This window comes from Staphylococcus intermedius NCTC 11048 (assembly GCF_002902385.1).
Taxonomy (GTDB): Bacteria; Bacillota; Bacilli; order Staphylococcales; family Staphylococcaceae; genus Staphylococcus; species Staphylococcus intermedius.
In genome coordinates this window covers 1-19,566 of the sequence record NZ_PPQH01000073.1, presented here as the reverse complement: position 1 = coordinate 19,566, position 19,566 = coordinate 1, and the positions used below count along the sequence as shown (strand labels likewise).

Here is a 19,566-nt window from a genome sequence, read left to right as displayed (position 1 = left end):
GCGTTTATACTTTTTACATAGCAAGCAACAAAATATATTTTAAAATCTTATTCGTCGACGAAGGGCTTTGCTATCTTTGGCCGATGAGGCACAGGATTAAAATGGCGCATCAGCGATATTTCAAATTGTATTGAGAAATAAAAAGGAGGCTGATTCATTGAAAGAATATCGTCATTACATTCATCAAGTAGGCTCGATGAAAAGCTTGTTAGAAGGTCATCTAGAGAGTGAAGTCACAATTGCTGAACTGTTACGTTACGGCGATTATGGCTTTGGCACATTAAATCATGCAGATGGCGATTTTGTGATTATTGATGGTCAGCCCGTTCATATGAATCAATTTGATGAGCATCACGGACTTAATGGTAGAGAAAAAGTACCTTATGGCGCCGTTTACCGTGATCGTGCTCAATTGACTTTTGACATCACAGACATGCATCATACCTATGTATTTGAAAGAATTAAACAAAAGTTTGAAAGCAATCAGTTGTTTTCCATGACAATGATTCAAGGTGACTTCAGTGATTTACATCTCAGTATTTACGAAAAACATCCCGTCATCGAACCATTATCTCAACACACACAACCGATTACTTTAAGCGAAGTTGAGCGTACAATTCGTGAAATCAAAGGCACCATTTTAGTCCTATTTACACCCCATGAGTTGAGTGGTATTCATCCACCTGGGTTTAGCGCCTATTTCGTTTCAGAGCATCATCATATTGTTGGAAAAGTGATGAGCTTTAACGTTGTAGCAGCGCGTGCATCATTCCAAAGCTTTGACGGATTTTCAGTAATCTGTCCAACCGTTGAACCATTGTTTATTCAATATTTCCCTGAATAAGCAATTATGATGTGTTTGACACGATATCATGTGACGCCGTAGCAAATCAATCGTTAATAAGGATGAGTTTCCGCCAAAATCGATGCAGTGAAAGTATTCAAAATTTATTCCATCATCTATGTCAGATGACTTGTCTTAAATGAAATGAAATACGCAATTTTAGACGTCAGCCATGTATCCGCTACTGTAACCATACATATTCCAACAATGTGTGGTGCAGTGGCGTTTTTTCATTCCCTCCCTCTCTTTTCAAATTGTTCACCTTATAGACAAAATGTCTCAACACCTGTTATAACAGTGTTCTATCTTTGTTCTCCCCATTTTTGGACATTCCATTTTATTTGAATCTGATATGATATTTCGTCATACTAGACATAGAAAAATGTTTCGAGGAGGAAAGTCAGTATGAATCAAGAACAATTTGATAAAGTTAAAAACGGAAATGGTTTTATCGCAGCCCTTGACCAAAGTGGTGGAAGTACACCAAAAGCGTTACGTGGCTATGGTGTTTCAGAAGATCAGTACACAAATGATGACGAAATGTTCAAACTCGTTCATGACATGCGTACACGTATCGTGACTTCTCCGTCATTTACTGCAGATAAAGTGCTTGGTGCGATTTTATTCGAGCAAACAATGGATCGTGAAGTAGAAGGTAAGCACACTGGTGAATATTTAGCTGATAAAGGTATTGTGCCTTTCTTAAAAGTAGATAAAGGTCTTGAAGATAAAGAAAATGGCGTTCAACTTATGAAACCGATGCCTGAGTTGGACAGTTTATTAGATCGTGCGAATGAGCACAAAATTTTCGGTACAAAAATGCGTTCTAACATTTTAGAGTTCAATAAAGCAGGTATCGATGCGGTTGTTGAACAACAATTTGAAGTTGCACAACGCATCATTGCAAAAGGCCTCGTGCCAATCATCGAACCAGAAGTAAATATTGATGCAGAACAGAAGGCTGAAATTGAAGCTTATTTAGCCGAATCTATTCATCAACATTTAGACAAGCTCGGTTCTGAAGATTATGTCATGTTAAAGATTACAATTCCAACTCAAAAGAATCAATATCAATCTTTAATTAACCATCCAAATGTGGTCCGTGTAGTTGCATTATCTGGTGGTTACAGCCTTGAGAAAGCGAATGAATTCTTAAAAACCAATGATGGCTTAATCGCAAGTTTCTCACGTGCATTAATTAACGACTTACGCGTGAGCCAATCCGATGAAGAATTTGATCGCTTATTAGGTCAAACGATTGATGCCATTTACGATGCATCAGTCAACAAAGTCTAAGCTACACTCACTTTTAACCCATCAATAAAATTCAAATATGGATAACGTTCATTTTACTCAATGGTGAAATGCTAACGTTATCCATATTTTTTAAATCGTAACGACAACGCAAAATGCAAAGGAGCTAGGATCATTATGATATCCTAGCCCTATTATCGTGGAGCTATATCTTCAGATAATGATAATAACAACGAAAATGAGGAAGAACGGACATAAAAAGTTGATGCTATAGATTGTCTTCATATCAAAAACTTGCCCTCTACTTCCTGTATTTGGAGTTAGATTGCCAGAAGGCTGAGACTTTTGAGGGTATGCGTACATACTGCTAACAGTTCCTTCTTTACTTTAATAGTGGATGATGTTTATCGCAGTAGCTGTCTGACTTCTCAATGTGGATGCTTTTGAGAAGTCTAGGCAGCCTTGCGGGGGCAGTACTGCGAAATCTTTGTCAAACTTGAGATTTCTGTACTGCTCCCAGAATCCACTAACGCCTCAACAAATGTAATCGTTTAATTAAGCGTGAGTTAGTCGAAGGGCCAGCCTAAGAAAGCGAAGCCATAAGGGCAATCAGAAGCCACAAATCATAGGGAGGGTGAGTTGAACAAAATACTGCATCCACAGCATCAAAAATGATTATGTCCCCTCCCCCTTTGTGTTACCGTTCAAACCACCTCAAAACGCGAAAAAACCGGAAGAGATATATGTCTCTTCCGGTTCTTTTAATGAGGAATATTAATGCGCTAACATTTCATCTTTTACTTCTTCTTTTGAAAGATCAGCTGGATAGTACGTTGGCCAGTTTTCTAATTCTTTCAATACTTTGTCACGGTCATTTCCTGTAAAGATGTGGAAATGTCCTGTTTTCGTAGGTGCAATATTATGATCGCTAAATTGTACATATTTCGGTAAACCTTCTGACGCGTCACCTTCAAGTTTGAATGTATAACGTACGCCGCGATTACCACCATCATATTTCAAAATGTCTTTACCATCATAACTGTACGTACCTGTCATAGACTTACCATTTTTCGTAAAGGTAATTTGATTATCTGTAATTTTAATCTTTTCTACATCTGTTTTATAACCTTTATCATAATAAGCTTTGTATTCTTTTGCAGATTTGTCACCTTTGTCTTCTGCTTTATGTTCGAATACTTCATCCAATGTACCATCTTTCAATAATGGGTAAACAGATTGCCATTCACCTGCATAATCTGATAAATCGCGGTCTTTCACTTGATCATCTTTGAAATAACCGTCTTGGATGGCTTTACTATGTTTGTTCGCCGCTTTATCATCTTCAACTTTAATTTTGTCGTTGAGCGCTTTTTCGATGTTTTTCACGTTTTCTTTCATCAATGATTGGTATGTCGCATCTTTTTCTTGGTCTTTAGATACAGCTTCCATATTGTTGAATTTCAATGGTTGAGCATCTGTTTCTTTACGGATTGTGTCTGTGACTTTATTTGCGACATTTTCTTCATAAAGAATGTATTTTGCGCCAGTGTCATTAATTTCTTTCACAATTTCAGTCAGTTCTTTTTGTGATGGATCTTCAGCATTTAAGCTTTGAACCCCTTTTTGCACGAAGCCATATCGGTCTGCTAAATAACCTAATGATTCATGAGAAATAAATACCGCATGACCTTGATGATCTTTCGTCACATCTTTTAACTCTTTGTCAATGCTATCTAAGTCTTTTAATACTTTATCTGCATTTTTTTCATATTCTGCTTTATGCTCTGGATCACGTTTACTTAAGTCGTCACGAATCGCAGTCACGAATTTTTTATCCATTTGTGGGTCTAACCATACGTGTGGATCATAACCGCCATGATGATGATGTTCATGTTCTTCATGTGATTCACCGTGTTCGTGTGCTTCTTCTCCATGTTCATCGTGATCACCGTGTTCTTCATGCTCGCCGTGTTCATGTTGATCTGTTAATAAAGTGGCTTTATCTAAGCTGTTTTCCAATGATAATTTATGATCATCTTTTTTAATTGCACTCGCAACTTTTTTCGCTACTGGATCTAAATCGTCGCCTGTATAAATGAATAAATCAGATTGACTCGCATCGATAATATCTTTTTGTGTCGGTTCAAAACTATGTAAGTCTGTACCTTTAGGATAAATTGAATCGACAGTCACATGCTCGCCACCAATTTGTTTCACAAAAGATTGTAATGGGAACACAGTCGTTGTCACTTTAAGTTGATCTTTTGATGCTTTATCGTCCCCATCTTGGCCACACGCCGCGAGAACCGTTCCTGACAACAGCACTGCCGCCAATACTTTCAAACCTTTTTTCATAATGTGGTCTCCTCCCAACCAAACAGTAATGATTTCGATTTAAAATTATACGCTAATCTGATAAGAAGTGCAATAACTATTTTTATGTAAAATTCCAGTAAAAAAGCCTACCTGTCAAGATAGACTTTCATTTTCAATAATGCTACTGAATTCTTCTTATCAGTTTGTAACAAAATACTTGGTTCTATATGTTTATTCAATATAAATCGATTGACTGAGTTGTTGTGTGTTTCGCCATTGTTGAACATCGATCACACGTTGATTGAGCGAACCTTTATAAGGCAAGTTCGGACGATACAACGATTGGACAAACATCCCATCGACAATGACATCGGCTTGTTTCATCACCTCTGTACGTTGGTCATTTGCACGCCATAAATATTCAAATAAATAACCTGTCCAAATCCATAACGACTTTTTCCGACCGTACCGTGCACGAAATGCTTGGACGAGTGGGGCTACCACCTTTAAATTACTAAAAGGTTCCCCACCTAAAATGCTCAATCCAGCAATGTATTCCGGTGCGCATGCGTCGAGCACCTCCTCAATCACCTCGTCCGTCATCGCCTCACCATAACGAAAATGCTGGGCAGCTTTGTTATAACACCCTTCGCATTGAAATGGACAGCCAGAGACATACACGCTACATCGTACCCCTTCACCATCGACAAAACTTTGGTATTCAATTTTTGCGATGTAGCCAGCGCCAGCCGTTACTTGTGGCACACTCATGATGGGCGCACCTTCAAATGTTTCACCCGTGCACACATTTCTTTATGGCGTCCTTCAATCGTTGGTCGTTGAACAGGATTACCGAGATAACCACAAGTCCGTTTGACCACATCCACCGTTTCTGGATTTTGATTGCCACACTCCGGACAGCGATAACCTGTTTCAGTCGTATCGAAATCACCTTCAAAACCACAGTCATAGCAATGATCAATTGGAATATTCGTACCTAAATAGCTCACACGGTCATAAGCATAATCCCAAACCGTTTCGAGCGCTTTAACGTTGTGATCTAACTTTGGATACTCACAATAATGAATATAGCCACCCGATGCCAAATAAGGATACTCTTTTTCAAAATCTAACTTTTCAAAAGGTGTGACATCTTTGCGCACATCATAGTGGAACGAATTTTGATAATAGCCTTTATCGGTAATATCCGGAATATCACCAAATGCTTCACGATCTAAGCGACAAAAACGATCTGTGAGTGACTCACTTGGCGTACTATAAATGCTAAACCAAATATCATATTGCGCTGTCCATTCATGCTGGTAATTTTTCATTTGTCTTAATATATTTAACGTAAAATCTTTCGCCTCAGGATTCGTTTCCCAATTCGGTCCAAAAAAGACGGTCGCTGCTTCATATAAACCGATATACCCCATCGAAATCGTCGCGCGTTGTTGATTGAAAAATGTATCAACAGGATCTTCTTCATTAATACGATATTTAAAAGCACCACGTTTATATAAAATAGGTGCATTGTTCGGGACCGCTTCTTTCACGCGTTCAATACGATAAACGAGCGCATCATGTAACACTTGCATACGTTCATCAAATAAATCCCAAAAACGTGTCATGTCCCCTCCTGACTCGATTGCAATACGTGGAATATTCAACGTCACAACACCTAAATTACAACGTCCATTATTTTCAAACGCACCTTGCGCATTTTGCCAAGCAGGTAAAAATGAACGACATCCCATCGGTGCTTTAAAATCGCCTAGAAGTTCCACCGTTTTGTCATAATTCAAAATATCCGGGTACATCCGCTTCATCGCACATTGTAACGCTAACTGTTTAATATCATAATTCGGGTCTTCCGGCGCAAAATTTGTCCCTTTTTTAATCGAGAAGACAAGTTTTGGAAAAATCGCTGTAATTCTGTCTTTCCCGAGACCTTTAATACGCGTCTTTAAAATTGCCTTTTGGACTTTGCGGCTGAGTTCGTCTTCCCCAAGACCAAATCCTAGTGTAACGAAAGGTGTCTGACCGTTCGATGTGTATAACGTATTAATTTCATATTCTAAGCTTTCTACCGCATCAGCAATGTCTTGAGTCACACGTTTGTCCACATAGGCATCAATTTGGTCATCTTTCACAAATTCACGTGCAACTTCGCGATGTTTTTCTTCATTAAAATGTGCATAATGACTCAACAATTCGTCAACACGATCAATTGTACAACCGCCATACTGACTGCTCGACACATTGGCAATAATTTGAACTAACTGCGCAGCAGCGGTTTGAATCGACTTTGGAGAGGTCACTTGCGCATTGCCGATTTGAAAACCATTCGCCATCATCCCTTTCGCATCGATTAAGCAACAGTTCGTTAAAGGTTGAAATGGATGATAGTCTAAATCATGAAAGTGAATTTCACCTTTTTGATGTGCCTGAGCGACATGGGACGGCAACAAATGTTGTAATGCGTAAGACTTTGAAACAACTCCCGCCGTCAAATCGCGCATCGTTGAAAAAGTTTCACTGTCTTTATTTGCATTTTCATTTACAATCGTCGGATCTTTTGTCATTAAACCAGTTAATTGCTTTTCAAGTTGTGTCAAAATATCACTCTTTTCTATATGTAGTGTCTATAAATAATCATAAACACTATATGTAGTGTTTATCAAATGATATCTGAATCATTAACCGATTTGTCATTTCTTTTTTAACATTATGTGAACAGCGTGTTGTGGGACAGTAGGTATCGAAAATAACTTCCTTGTGCCATCGATTTGGGTGACATCATACAAGAGGAGAGTGGGACATGAAAATTTTTGATGGTATTGATGTAATATTTGGTTTAACTTGCCCTTCCGCTATGAATTGTATTTTTGATTGCCCTCATGGCTTCGCGTTTCCTAGGGGCTGGCCCTTCGACTAACTAACGCTTGATTAAACTATTACACTTGTTGAGGCGTTAGTGGATTCTCCGGACCAGCTGATTCCTCAGGAGTCTCAGCCTTCTGGCAATCTTACTCCAAATACAGGAAGTAGAGGGCAAGTTTCTGATATGAAAACAATCCATAGCATCAACTTTTCATGTCCAACTCTTCCTCATTTTTGTCGTTATTATCATCAACTGTAGATATAGCTTCACGATAAATAGGGCTGAGAAACGCAATGGTTTTCCAGCCCCTATGTGAATTTTTAGCACAATATGCACTCACTGCGCTCAGTGGGTACACCGTTGCTTTATTTGCCTATGGGCTACGAAATAAAGATAACGGCAATAAAAATAGACGATTGTCACCACACCATTAAAAGTCACTCAATTCGCGCGTTGAGAAAAAATGGTTGAGTTTTTGTAAAATTTTACATTTTTATTATAATTTCTCTTAATAAAAAAATTGAGTTTATTTCTATATACTTTAAAATCATCATGCAAAGCTTTTAAAAGTGGCGTAAACCAGTGGTAAATAATTGAAAAATAACATGAGGTGATATTGATTTTTAAGAAAAAGATATTCACTGCGTGACAGAAAATCAATAAACAGCTAATGTTATATTATAACTTTATTTTTATATTTATAATGTAATATAATAGGGTATCGCCTATCCTTTAGGTGTCAACACGACATGAAAGGAGGTGTAGGAAGATGTGCGAGTTTTTTGCGCAATATACACTCACTGTCCTCAGTGGGTGTACCGTTGCTTTATTTGCCTATTGGCTACGAAATAAAGATAACGGCAAGAAAAATAGGCGATTGTAGCCACACCATTAAAAACCCCCTCACTCTGACCAGTGAGGGGGTTTGGTGTAGTACTTAATGTACGAGTTTTATGACATCATTATAGCGTCTCTTTAAGAAAAGTGCAAGTTTATTCTCAAGCAAGACATATTAAGACTTTGTCGCTTCTGATCTTGTACGACCCTGTTTTTGTAACACCATCGCAATGACTGCTGTAGCAATAATACCGATGACCAGACCTATTATACCTAAGTATTTAACGATATTACCAAACACAATACCGACAACTAAAAAGTCAGTATCTGAGAAAGTTGTTGAGGCGAGTCCTAAATCCCCTAAGAATGGCAAGAAGAGTAACGGTAAAAACGTAATCAACAGACCATTTAAAGCCGAACCTGCAATCCCCCCTTTAATGCCACCACGTGCGTTACCAAATACACCTGAAGTTGCACCTAAAAAGAAATGTGGCACGACGCCTGGTAAAATGACCACGCCACCAATTAAAAACATCACAAACATGCCAAGGACACCTGTTAAAAAGCTGACGAAGAAACCAATCAATACTGCATTTTGCGCATATGGGAAAACAATTGGACAATCCAGTGCCGGCTTTGAGTGTGGGACTAACTTTTCTGAAATTCCTTTAAATGCAGGCACAATCTCCGCTAAGATCAAACGCACACCTGTTAAAATGATGAACACCCCTGCCGCAAAGGTAACGCCTTGAATGAGTGAAAAGACGATGAAGTTTTGGTCTTTACTGATTTCATCTTGTACATAGCCGACGCCAGCAAACAAACTCGCAATCAAATAAAGCAAGATCATCGTTAATGAAATGCTAATCGTACTTTCACGTAAAAAGCTTAACCCTTTAGGAAACTTAATCTCTTCCGTTGATTTTGAACGCCCTTTAAATAATTTCCCAACTTCACCTGCTGCCCAATAACTCACAGTTCCAAAATGCCCCAATGCGACTTGGTCATTCCCTGTGATCTTGCGCATTGTCGGTTGTGCCAGCGCCGGAAACACTGCCATAATCAAACCTAAAATCAATGCACCTAACACTACTGTGAGTACACCTTTAATATGACCGACTGTTAAAATAATAGCTAAAAACGCTGCCATGTAAAATGTATGATGCCCTGTTAAGAAAATAAACTTTAAATTCGACACACGTGCAATTAAAATGTTCACTAACATCCCAAATACCATAATGAGCGCTGCTGTTGTGCCATATTTTTCTAACGCGATCGAAATAATGGCTTCATTATTCGGAACAACGCCTTGGACACCGAATGCATGTTGGAAAATTTTGCCAAATGGTTCTAATGATTGCACCACGACACCGGCACCTGCGCTTAATACCAAAAAGCCTAAAATCGTTTTAATGGTCCCTGATGTCACGACTGAAGCCGGTTTTTTCTGTACAACTAACCCGATAAAAGCAATCAAGGCCACAAGAATTGCGGGTTGACTCAGTACATCGACAATTAAATCAAGTATCATTTGCATAGACAACACCCCTTATTTTAAATCATTTCTAACGTCTCGAATTTATCTGTTAACTTTCTTTCTAGCTCTTCCTTATCTAAAATATTGTCTAAAATGAGTACATCTCCAAGTCGTGCCGCATTTTCTTCTAAGTCTCGTCCACAAATAAACAAATCTGCCATTTCAGGACTTGCTGACATAATGTCACTATGTTCCACATCGACATTTTGTTTTAATGTCATCTGTTTCAACACTTCTTGGACATTCATTTCTACCATAAAGCTACTACCTAAACCGTGACCACATACCACTAAAATTTTCATCTTTGCTCTACTCCTTTTATAATTGATACGATTTCCGCTGCATTTTGACTTTGCATTAAACGATTTACTGTTGTCACATCGCCTAAAATGCGTGCCAAACTTTGTAAAATATCCAAATGTGAATGGGTATCCACTGCACTAAATACAAAAATCAAACTGGCGTAGTGACTCTTTTCGCCAAAATCAATATGGCGATGGAGTTTCAACAAACTGAGCCCGACTTTGTTGACATTGCCATTGGGCCTTGCATGCGCAATCGCAATCTCAGGTGCAATGACGATATACGGCCCGTGTCGATAAACACTATCTATCATTGCGTCGACGTAACTTGGGTTAAAATACGCCTGGTCTAAGAGTGGTTGCGCCGCCACTTTAATTGCCTCTTCCCAAGTTGCCACATATTCTTTAACATTAATCTTATCTTCTGTCAGCATTTCTAAGGACATATTCGGCCTCCTTTACGAACACGCTAATTTATTTTTCAATCCTGTCAAATCTCCATGTAAGAGTTGGGTGCGTATTTTATCATCCATCAGTATGTCGCTCAGTTCTTTCAAAGCAGTTAAATGTTTTTGTGGTTCATCCGTCGCTAAGCCAATCATCACCTTTACCGGATCAAAACGGTCATGTTCAAAGGCGACACCTTGTTCAAAATAAAACAATGTCATCCCTACCCCGTTCAACGTATATTCCGTACTGCCATGAAGTAACGCAATATGTGGACTGATGACCATATACGCGCCAAATTCATCCAACTTATTCATAATTTCATTTTTGTACTGTTCATGAATCATCCCTGCTTGTTCTAGCGGGCGCATCACTTCAGTAATCGCCTCATTACGAGACATCTTTTGATGAATCACGCCCAAATATTCAGGTTTCATCACTTGTTTCAACTGCAAGCTTTGACGTGATAGACGGTGTGCAAAGCGCTCCCGTTCTTGATTAATGATGTCATTGAGCTTTTCTCTATCCTGCTTATCCAAAAACGGTGTCACTTTAATACATTTAATCGCTTTCAATTGAATCGGTACTGTCGTAATGACATAGTCCACATAACGCTTTTTCAACTGAGCTTCATCAATTTGATACAACGAGTAAGCATCCAAAATATCAAATTCTGGATATATTTTTCGCAATTTTTCCTTTAATAACTGTGACGTTCCAATACCAGAGCCACACAATAATACAATTTTGATTTTTCGCCCCTTATGCTGTGTCAATCTTTCAATTGCGGAAGCGACATGAAGCGTTAAGTATGCAATTTCATCATCCGTAAATACCACATCGTATAATTCTTCAAAAATCCAAATATTATCGGTAATCACTTCAGTTATTTCCATGTACTGCGCATAAATATCTTGCTTAATAGGATTGTGTTGAACGAATCGATACGTTAACCGATTGAGTGCAGGTGTGAGATGAAGATAGAGGTTATTCAGCAATTTCGTATCTTTAATTAAATCAATGCCTAAACTCGCACTCATTCTTTCGACAAATTGGTGAATGAGGATTTGAAGTTCTTCCGTACCGACATAATCATTTTCAATTTTTAACTTTTTAGCACTCAATAAATGTAGCGCAATGAACATCGTTTCTGATGGCGGAAACGTAATGTCATAATGCTGTTCAACTTCGACTGCAATCGCTTGAGCAATTCGAAATGCATCCGTCTCCATCAATGCTGTGAGTGCTTCTTGAGGAGGTTCCATCGTAAATTGCTTTTTAACACGCTGAATTGCAATTAACAAATGAATCACCAATCCATCAATTGCAATTTGAAAGAGCGGATAACTCTCTTCTTCTAACGTGTGAAGCACCATTTGCCGCATCCACTGCATATCTTCATCTTCAAATAACGTCTTACGCACTAATTCGTTTGTCGCTTTGACATAATCATGAATGATGAGACCGTAAGCTTTTCGATAACTCCCTTCATCTCCATCAATAACAAACCCTTTATTTTTCACATATTGTAAAGTTAACGCTTGCTCTTGAAGCCATGCCGTCACATCTTTCAAGTCATCAACAATCGTACGTCGTGAAACATTGACTAAAGTCGATAACATCCGTGAGTTGACAGGTGATTTCGCTTCAAACAGATGCAATAAAATTTGTAAATGCCGCTCACTTTTCGTAAAATGCACATCTGGGAAAGTGGCCTGATTCATTTGCTGAATCGCACTCAAATCTTCACAATCAATTTTAATTCCGTTGCTCTTACTCCTTTGAATTTCTAAATGCAACGCTTCTTTCATAAACTCAATGTACTCAATATCATATTGAATCGTTCTTTCGGAGCGCTCAAATTCATTTGCCAAATCAGCAATGGAAACGAAATCTTGCGTTTTGATGACTTTGTCTAAAATTTCAAATTGTCTGTTCGTTAGCAACGTTCAACCTCCTATGCCATTATTGTAATTGCTCTAGCTCCTAGATGGATGTGCAATTCACTTCAGTTTTCAAAACGAAATTTTGCATATGTAACACGAAGGACATGATTCCTTCACTGTATGCCTCCAAACGACACTGCAGTTGTATTTATTAAAACCTTAAATGATTCATAATCAAAGAGATTTCAAAAACATAAAATCATGATTAATGCAAAAATAGAGAATTTTGAACATGCAAGAAATTGAATTAAAGAAAGAAGTCATCAAGGCGTTACACCACTTCATATCCATCTTAAAAAAGAGACGTCGCATATGAGAGATGTGCAATTGCAATATATGACTGATGATGTGTGTGGAAAAATAAAAAATTCATAGAGGTGTCGTGAAGAAGGCAAACTGTCACACTGAACGACTCAAATGGCAAATCAAAAGTAAATGAACCTAAAAAAATAGGATGACATCAACGCCATCCTATTGTTTATTCTGGATAAAAAATAACTTTATTGATATTTTCTTTTCTTTGAATGATTCGACTAAACATCTCAGGTCCTTGAGATAATGGGACATAATGAGACACGATTGGCGCTACACGTATTGCCCCTTCACTCATGTAGTGCAACGTTGATGTCCATTCTTTCCCGGGAAATACTGCAGATAATGCGTTCCATGACCCGAACAAACTCAGTTCATTTCTTAATATTTTTTCAAACTGCATCCTACTTAAAGCAATATCTGCATAAGGGATACCTAGGAATAATACTTCTCCACCTTTTTTAGGTAGTGTCAAAACTGATCCTATGACTGACTTAGCACCTGAAGATTCCACAGCCAAATCAATTTTATCCCTATACATTTGTTGAACTGTTTCTTCCAAATCGACCTTTGCACTATTGATCACTATATCAGCGCCTACTTTTTGGGCAACTTCAAGTTTATGGTCATCAATGTCAATCGCAATAATTTGCGTAGCCCCAAATATTTTAGCCCATTGAATTGCAAGTAAGCCGATGCTTCCAGTTCCAATTACAGCCACGGTCATTCCAGGTTTGAGGTGTGTCTTATAAAAGCCATGTGCGACCACTGCGGAAGGTTCAACCATTGCTGCAGTTTGAAAATCAACATTATCTGGTATTTTCAGCACATGTGAGGCAGGTACTTTCACATATTGTGCAAATGATCCAGGGACATAAGAGCCGATGACGTACAAATTTTCACATCGAGAATACGCCCCTTGTTTGCAATAATCGCATTGACCACATACGATCGTAGGACACGCTGTGACACGGTCTCCCACTGCAACATTTGAAACACCTTCGCCAACTTGATGGACCACACCTGAAAATTCATGTCCGAACGTCATGCCTTTAACATAAGGCCCTAACTTTGCATATCTCGACGTGTCAGAACCGCATATCCCTGTTGCCTTTACTTCTATCACCACGTCATTATCAGCTTCGATGACCGGCATCTCACATTCTTCATATCTTAAATCATTCATATGATATAGATTTAAAGCTTTCAAAGATCCTCCCTCCTCTCCTTCTATTTATACAATCTACGTCACGACTTGTTATCAACCATGCGCTTTCTTTTAAAAATCGTGAAAGTGAAATAACTCAAAATCACCGCCGAATTACTGACTAATAAATGTTCCATGTAAATATCCGTAATGTGTCGCATCGGTCCGAGCATCAAATTTAACATTGACTCTATCATTACAATCACCCTTTTTATTGATTATGACAATGGTTTTAATAGCGCTTTAATCCCGTCTCCTGATTTTAAATGTTGATAGGCCTTGTCCCATTCATCAATATAAAATTCTTCTGTAACCAGTGCTTCAGCATCTACCAATCCTTGTGACATCAGCTGTAAAGAAGGTTCCCAATCAGCAGGCTTTTGACTTCTGCTTCCTACAATAGTCAATTCTTTTTGAATGACTTTTTCCATATCGAATGGAATTTCAGCCGTTTTAAAAATACCAACTTGGCCATAAGCACCTTTTTTTCGCAATAATGAAAGACCTTGTTTAGCAGCAGGAACAGCACCTGAACATTCCATTACAATGTCAGCACCGTAACCATCCGTAATGGCTTTAACCTTCTCTTCTAAATTGGATTGCTGTAAATTCACCACATGATCCATCTTTAATGCTTTGGCTTTTTCTAGTCGCTTCTCATCGCTATCTAAACCTGTGATGACAACGATTGCCCCTTTACTTTTCAAAACTTGCGCAACAAGCAATCCAATCGGACCTGGTCCCATCACAACAGCAACATCACCAACATTGACATTAATTTTAGAAACCGCATGATACGCACATGCAAGCGGTTCTGTCATTGCCGCAGATTGATATGACACATTGTCAGGAAGTCGATGGACACTTTCCTCTCTGGCTATAACGTATTTCGCGAATCCTCCATCTACCTGTGTGCCAAGTCCTTTTCGATAGTTGCATAAGTTATAATCTTTCTCTTTACAATATCGACATTCATTACAAACATAAAAAGTTGTTTCAGAAGTCACTCGATCACCGACTTTAAATGCTGTAACATCCTTTCCGACTTCGACAATTTCACCTGAAAATTCGTGCCCAAGTGTCACAGGTGCGTTCACTTTATAGTGCCCTTCAAACGTGTGGAGGTCTGTTCCACAAATCCCTGCATACTTCACTTCAATTTTCACTTGTTGATCTAATGGTTTTTGCTCAGTTCGATCTAATACTTCCAAATGACCATAGCCTAATTCTGTTTTAACTAGCGCTTTCATCTCAACACCCCTATTGTACTAATTGATTAAGCTGAATATTTTGAAAATAATATAGTTAATGATGTTTCCACCTTGGTCTATACTTGAAATTTTTGAAGAACCTTCAGGCATTTTCACACTTGTGCCTTGTGCCATTTCAGTAAAGATAGGCGCTACATCTGTCGCAATATATAAAGAAATCGCGATCATGATTGTTCCAACGATGACTGAATGAATAATATTGCCACGTGCCGCCCCCACAATAAATGCCACTACAAAAGGAATCGTAGCTAAATCTCCAAATGGTAATACTTGGTTTCCTGGTAACACCACAGCTAATAGTACTGTCACAGGGACTAAAATGAGTGCTGTTGAAATCACTGCTGGATGACCTAATGCTACAGCTGCGTCTAATCCAATATAAATTTCACGTTCTCCAAATCTTTGGTTCAGCCACGTTCTCGCTGATTCTGATACCGGCATTAAGCCTTCCATCAAAATCTTCACCATTCTCGGCATGAGTACCATGACCGCTGCCATTGACATACCTAAGTTAATCACGTCTCCGACTGAATAACCTGCTAAAAGACCGATTACTAAACCAAGAATCAAACCAACAAATATAGATTCTCCAAAAGCGCCGAAACGTTTTTGAATTGTTTCAGGATCTGCATCCAATTTGTTTAAACCAGGGATTTTTTGTAAACCTTTCACTAAGAAAATACCCGGTGCGTAAGAAATGGTACTTCCCGTCGCTATGGAAACACCTGGTAAATCAAAGAATTCACTCATCATTGGTGCTGTCCAATCGGCTACTTTCAAACAAATCACTTGGAAAATTACAGCCGCTAGAAGTGATTGCCACAAACTACCTGACACGGCATAAACCATTGCTGCCATAAATGTATAATGCCAAAAGTTCCAAATATCCACATTCATCGTTTTCGTTAATTTAGTCAGTAGCATCACGACATTCACGATAATGCCTAATGGGATAATGAATGCCACCACCGATGAAGCCCAAGCAATTGAAGATGTAGCTGGCCATCCCACATCAATCACATTTAAATCGACGCCTAAATTTTCTACCATCGCTTGTGCTGCGGGACCTAAATTCTTTACAAGTAAGTCAATGACCAAGAAAATCCCTACAAATGCAACCCCAATGGTAAGCCCTGAACGAAAGGCTGCTCCTATTTTTTGTCTAAAAAACAGTCCTAATAAAAATATAACGACTGGTAGAATCACTGTTGCCCCTAAGTCTAGAAAACCTCTAACAAAATCTACAAAATGACTCATATTAATTCCCACCCTCTCGGAATCGTTTCAATGACCGACTCTTATGATTTCAATAGTTCATCTAAAATTTGTTGTTTCGTTTGTTCGATACCAATGCCAGTTAAAAAGTTACGTGCATTAATGACTGGAAAAGGATATTTTTTTTGCGTCATTGCTGTTGTCACTAATAAATCTGCTGTTTGCTCATATGGTCCCACTTCTGTAATCTTAATTTGTTTGATATCTACTTTAATATTGTGCGTTTTAGCAAGCTCCTCAATGGCATTATTGACTACTGTTGATGTTGCGATACCTGCGCCACATGCGACTAATACTTGTTTCATCATAAATTCCTCCTCATCATTTATTGGACTGCCAAAAATTGCTTCATCAGTTGGGCAATCTCTGTACTTTGTTTAGCATTTAAAATCTTTTTAAGTTTTTCTTCGCTTTGAAAAATTTGCATTAATTGTTGTAACAACACGAGTTGATCGTCTGATTTGTTAACAGCGAGCATAAAAATGATTTTGACTTCTGTTTCCTGGTCAAAACTTCCCATTTCAACAAAGGAAACTTCATTTTTAAGGACGGCTACACTGATAGTTGGATGGATGACATGTACGATATCAGTATGCGGTATCGCGACTGAACAAAAATGTGTCGGTAACCCTGTCGCATAATTTGCTTCCCTATCAATCACCGCTTCTTTAAAAGATGCTTTAACAAATCCATTTCGCTCTAGCAAATCAGAAATTTGAGATAATGCATCATTTTTATCTGTTGCTTCTAAATCAATCAAAATGTTCTCGTCATAAATTAAATTGTCCGACATAACCTTTCCCTCTCTTTATTGATCCTCTTTTTCTGAAAACCGAGCAATCCATTGGCTGATTTCTGATATTTTTCGCGATTGAATCATGCTTTGAATCGCTTGCGTATGTTGCGCTAAATCTCTTAATTGTAAAAGTGCTTTTAAGTGTGATACTTTATCCGTCGCTGCAATGGGTACGATGATTTGAATCTCATGACCTTGCTTCGTTCTAACAGGATTTTGTAAGATTAACATGCTCATCGCTGTTTTATTGACATCCTTTTCTGAATACGCATGTGGAATCGCAATATTTTGCATAATAATCATATAGCTATCATCAAATGTCGCTTTCATCGCTTCCACATAGTTTTGGTGTACTAAATGATTCTTAACGAGCGGTTCAGCTGCCTTTGCTATTGCTTCTTCCATATCTGCAACCCGATACGCTTTTTGAATATGACGTGCAGGTATCAAATCATAAAGTGTTAGTTCTTGCTTCGTCGTATAAGTATGCGAATCCACACCAGATAAAGCATGGAATCGGCCCACATAGTTTTCTAAATCATTTCGCAAACTTTGGATATCATTCACCGTTGCAGATTTTTTAATGATCTCAATTAATTTTTCAATTTCTTCGGTGACTTGTGGCGTATCTTGATTTAAATAACGCAATACGTCTCTGCGTAATTTTCGTTGTTCACTTGCAGATAAAAACACTTTTGTAATGAATAATTTTTTGTGCGTTAACACAAACACAGGTGCAAAAATAAGGTCGTAGTCCAATTCATAATTTTCAAGATCACGTATCGACATTGCGTCTAAAAATATCAATTCGGGAAAAAGATTTCTGAGTTCCAATAACATCATTTGAGACACAGAAGTTCCCTGTGGACATACGATAATCGCTTTGACCTTACCTTCGAAATTTACATCTTGGTTTCTCAAACTTCCTCCGAATAGCATTGTTAAATACGCGATTTCGTTGTCGGGCAAAGGCGTACCAAAAAACGCTGTCAATGGCTCAGAAGACTGCTTCACTAAATGAAATAATTCTTGATACATCCCTTTAAGCGGATCATTTAAATCATCAACATCATTTAACTCATATCTGATTCTGTAAAATGCTGGTTTTAAATGTAGAATGAGCTGTTGGAATAGTTTTTCCTTATCCTCAATTTCGATACATGTGAGTTTTTCAAAGTTATAAATCAACGTATAGACAGCTCTTTTTAATTCTGGTAGCTTTCCACTTACATTTAAATCCACCCATTGTACGCTTGTTGAGAGCAGATGCAAGGTTAAATAAACTTTTTCTTCTGGAGGAATGTGTTCAAACGATTGAATTAAAATTTCACTCGCTTCATATTCCTTCGTGCCATGTAAATCTTGATAATTGATGTTCAAAGGGCGAACAATATGTCCTGCTTTAATTCTTCGTTTGATAATACAGAGAAGAAATGGTAACGCGTTAAACGATTGATCAATAAAACGACTTCTTAAAAATGTTTCGACCTCTTTCAGTTCACGTTCTTGTAATTGTATCTCTTCAAATGTCAGGTTCAATGCGCGCAATACATCTGTATCGGTAATATCGTAAGTATGCCGCTTGTCAATCAGTTTAAAGAGAAAACGTCTAATTTCCACTTCATCTCCGAGCAATTGGTATCCTAAATTCCGTGTGTATTTGAGTCTCAAATTCGACTCAGCAAGCACTGATTTGACATGTTGAATATCATGGATAATGGTGTTTTTACTTACTTTTAAATCAATCGAAAAATGTGTCAACGAATAAGCGTTATCTTCGCTATACAACATCAACATTAATAAATAGCGTCTTGCTGGAATTGAAAAGTATTGTTGATCCGATAAAGTCCCATCTTGTCCATCTGAAATATGAAATAAATCTAATAGTTCAGAATGCACAATAAACTGCCCTTGACTCGTTCGTTCAATTTGGGGATAACCTTCCTGTTCCAACCACATATTAATTTTTTGAATTCGATAACCCAATTGTCTCCTTGAAAGCCCTAGCACTTTTTCCAACGTTTTTCCTTTGACTGAAGGATTTGATACAATTTCTTCAAGTAACTTTTGATTCTCCATTTCTATCTCCATATCCGATCCTCCCTTGAGCATCTATGCATAATTTATCATTTAAACAACTCACTCCGGATACACTTTAAGCACAGTTTCTCTTTTTCGAGATGTACACCTATGTGTTTGTGCAAAAAATAACAATATTTTCGATTACACAAATAAAATAAAAAAACTCAATAACTTAAAAAGCGTAATTATTCCATATCTATAATTTTATATATTAAAGTAACTGCTTTAAATATGCTTCATATACGGCGTTAAGGCC

Annotated in this window: 17 protein-coding genes; 3 read left to right on the top strand and 14 right to left on the bottom strand. The window is 38.0% G+C overall.

Annotated elements, in window-relative coordinates:
* Positions 1–157: 157 nt before the first annotated feature.
* Together CD138_RS12210 and CD138_RS12205 are read left to right on the top strand one after the other, a co-directional pair.
* Positions 158–844, top strand: coding sequence for an acetolactate decarboxylase (locus CD138_RS12210; protein WP_019169009.1), 687 nt, complete (start codon positions 158–160; stop codon positions 842–844).
* A gap of 405 nt (positions 845–1,249) precedes the next feature.
* Positions 1,250–2,140, top strand: a complete 891-nt coding sequence (locus CD138_RS12205) for a fructose bisphosphate aldolase (protein ID WP_019169008.1) — start codon at positions 1,250–1,252, stop codon at positions 2,138–2,140.
* A 732-nt stretch (positions 2,141–2,872) separates the two neighbouring features.
* Here the strand turns inward: CD138_RS12205 and adcA are convergent.
* The 3 genes from adcA to nrdD all read right to left on the bottom strand — a co-directional run bounded on the left by adcA (position 2,873) and on the right by nrdD (position 7,032).
* On the bottom strand, positions 2,873–4,453 hold the full coding sequence (gene adcA, locus CD138_RS12200; RefSeq protein WP_019169007.1) for a zinc ABC transporter substrate-binding lipoprotein AdcA: 1,581 nt from the start codon (positions 4,451–4,453) through the stop codon (positions 2,873–2,875).
* A gap of 192 nt (positions 4,454–4,645) precedes the next feature.
* Positions 4,646–5,185 (bottom strand): anaerobic ribonucleoside-triphosphate reductase activating protein, encoded by a 540-nt coding sequence (gene nrdG, locus CD138_RS12195; RefSeq protein WP_019169006.1) that lies wholly within the window; start codon positions 5,183–5,185, stop codon positions 4,646–4,648.
* Complete coding sequence (gene nrdD / locus CD138_RS12190) at positions 5,182–7,032, bottom strand: anaerobic ribonucleoside-triphosphate reductase (protein WP_019169005.1); 1,851 nt, start codon at positions 7,030–7,032, stop codon at positions 5,182–5,184. The genes nrdG and nrdD overlap by 4 nt, the downstream gene beginning before the upstream one ends.
* Positions 7,033–8,067: 1,035 nt before the next feature.
* Between nrdD and CD138_RS14080 the strand changes: the two genes are divergently transcribed.
* A complete protein-coding gene (locus tag CD138_RS14080; protein WP_019169254.1) occupies positions 8,068–8,181 on the top strand; it encodes a type I toxin-antitoxin system Fst family toxin in 114 nt (37 codons plus the stop codon).
* A gap of 129 nt (positions 8,182–8,310) precedes the next feature.
* Here the strand turns inward: CD138_RS14080 and ulaA are convergent, their stop codons facing one another.
* The 11 genes from ulaA to CD138_RS12140 form a co-directional block, all read right to left on the bottom strand.
* Complete coding sequence (gene ulaA / locus CD138_RS12185; RefSeq protein ID WP_019169253.1) at positions 8,311–9,672, bottom strand: PTS ascorbate transporter subunit IIC; 1,362 nt, start codon at positions 9,670–9,672, stop codon at positions 8,311–8,313.
* Between the two features lie 17 nt (positions 9,673–9,689).
* On the bottom strand, positions 9,690–9,974 hold the full coding sequence (locus CD138_RS12180; RefSeq protein ID WP_019169252.1) for a PTS sugar transporter subunit IIB: 285 nt from the start codon (positions 9,972–9,974) through the stop codon (positions 9,690–9,692).
* Complete coding sequence (locus CD138_RS12175) at positions 9,971–10,420, bottom strand: PTS sugar transporter subunit IIA (protein WP_019169251.1); 450 nt, start codon at positions 10,418–10,420, stop codon at positions 9,971–9,973. Before CD138_RS12175 ends, CD138_RS12180 begins: the two co-directional genes overlap by 4 nt.
* A 12-nt stretch (positions 10,421–10,432) precedes the next feature.
* The gene (locus tag CD138_RS12170) at positions 10,433–12,367 is read right to left on the bottom strand and encodes a BglG family transcription antiterminator (RefSeq protein WP_019169250.1); all 1,935 of its coding nucleotides are present in this window, start codon (positions 12,365–12,367) and stop codon (positions 10,433–10,435) included.
* Between the two features lie 478 nt (positions 12,368–12,845).
* Positions 12,846–13,889, bottom strand: coding sequence for a galactitol-1-phosphate 5-dehydrogenase (locus tag CD138_RS12165; protein ID WP_019169249.1), 1,044 nt, complete (start codon positions 13,887–13,889; stop codon positions 12,846–12,848).
* A gap of 38 nt (positions 13,890–13,927) precedes the next feature.
* The gene (locus CD138_RS14330; protein WP_019169248.1) at positions 13,928–14,083 is read right to left on the bottom strand and encodes a hypothetical protein; all 156 of its coding nucleotides are present in this window, start codon (positions 14,081–14,083) and stop codon (positions 13,928–13,930) included.
* A 21-nt stretch (positions 14,084–14,104) separates the two neighbouring features.
* The gene (locus tag CD138_RS12160; protein WP_019169247.1) at positions 14,105–15,136 is read right to left on the bottom strand and encodes a zinc-binding dehydrogenase; all 1,032 of its coding nucleotides are present in this window, start codon (positions 15,134–15,136) and stop codon (positions 14,105–14,107) included.
* Positions 15,137–15,154: 18 nt separating this feature from the next.
* A complete protein-coding gene (locus CD138_RS12155) occupies positions 15,155–16,414 on the bottom strand; it encodes a PTS galactitol transporter subunit IIC (RefSeq protein ID WP_019169246.1) in 1,260 nt (419 codons plus the stop codon).
* A gap of 41 nt (positions 16,415–16,455) precedes the next feature.
* Entirely contained in the window at positions 16,456–16,737 is a 282-nt protein-coding gene (locus tag CD138_RS12150; RefSeq protein ID WP_019169245.1) for a PTS sugar transporter subunit IIB, read from the bottom strand.
* 20 nt (positions 16,738–16,757) lie between these two features.
* Complete coding sequence (locus CD138_RS12145) at positions 16,758–17,225, bottom strand: PTS sugar transporter subunit IIA (RefSeq protein WP_019169244.1); 468 nt, start codon at positions 17,223–17,225, stop codon at positions 16,758–16,760.
* A gap of 15 nt (positions 17,226–17,240) precedes the next feature.
* Positions 17,241–19,313: a BglG family transcription antiterminator gene (locus CD138_RS12140; protein WP_238310447.1), complete on the bottom strand. Its 2,073-nt coding sequence runs from the start codon at positions 19,311–19,313 to the stop codon at positions 17,241–17,243.
* Between the last annotated feature and the right edge of the window lie 253 nt (positions 19,314–19,566).

What these genes read in the sequence shown, in the direction of transcription:
- CD138_RS12205 (WP_019169008.1), top strand. Translation starts at nt 1,250, where the DNA reads ATGAATCAAGAACAATTTGATAAAGTTAAAAACGGAAATGGTTTTATC.
- adcA (WP_019169007.1), bottom strand. Translation starts at nt 4,453, where the DNA reads ATGAAAAAAGGTTTGAAAGTATTGGCGGCAGTGCTGTTGTCAGGAACG.
- nrdG (WP_019169006.1), bottom strand. Translation starts at nt 5,185, where the DNA reads ATGAGTGTGCCACAAGTAACGGCTGGCGCTGGCTACATCGCAAAAATT.
- CD138_RS14080 (WP_019169254.1), top strand. Translation starts at nt 8,068, where the DNA reads ATGTGCGAGTTTTTTGCGCAATATACACTCACTGTCCTCAGTGGGTGT.
- ulaA (WP_019169253.1), bottom strand. Translation starts at nt 9,672, where the DNA reads ATGCAAATGATACTTGATTTAATTGTCGATGTACTGAGTCAACCCGCA.
- CD138_RS12180 (WP_019169252.1), bottom strand. Translation starts at nt 9,974, where the DNA reads ATGAAAATTTTAGTGGTATGTGGTCACGGTTTAGGTAGTAGCTTTATG.
- CD138_RS12175 (WP_019169251.1), bottom strand. Translation starts at nt 10,420, where the DNA reads ATGTCCTTAGAAATGCTGACAGAAGATAAGATTAATGTTAAAGAATAT.
- CD138_RS14330 (WP_019169248.1), bottom strand. Translation starts at nt 14,083, where the DNA reads ATGATAGAGTCAATGTTAAATTTGATGCTCGGACCGATGCGACACATT.
- CD138_RS12160 (WP_019169247.1), bottom strand. Translation starts at nt 15,136, where the DNA reads ATGAAAGCGCTAGTTAAAACAGAATTAGGCTATGGTCATTTGGAAGTA.
- CD138_RS12155 (WP_019169246.1), bottom strand. Translation starts at nt 16,414, where the DNA reads ATGAGTCATTTTGTAGATTTTGTTAGAGGTTTTCTAGACTTAGGGGCA.
- CD138_RS12150 (WP_019169245.1), bottom strand. Translation starts at nt 16,737, where the DNA reads ATGAAACAAGTATTAGTCGCATGTGGCGCAGGTATCGCAACATCAACA.
- CD138_RS12145 (WP_019169244.1), bottom strand. Translation starts at nt 17,225, where the DNA reads ATGTCGGACAATTTAATTTATGACGAGAACATTTTGATTGATTTAGAA.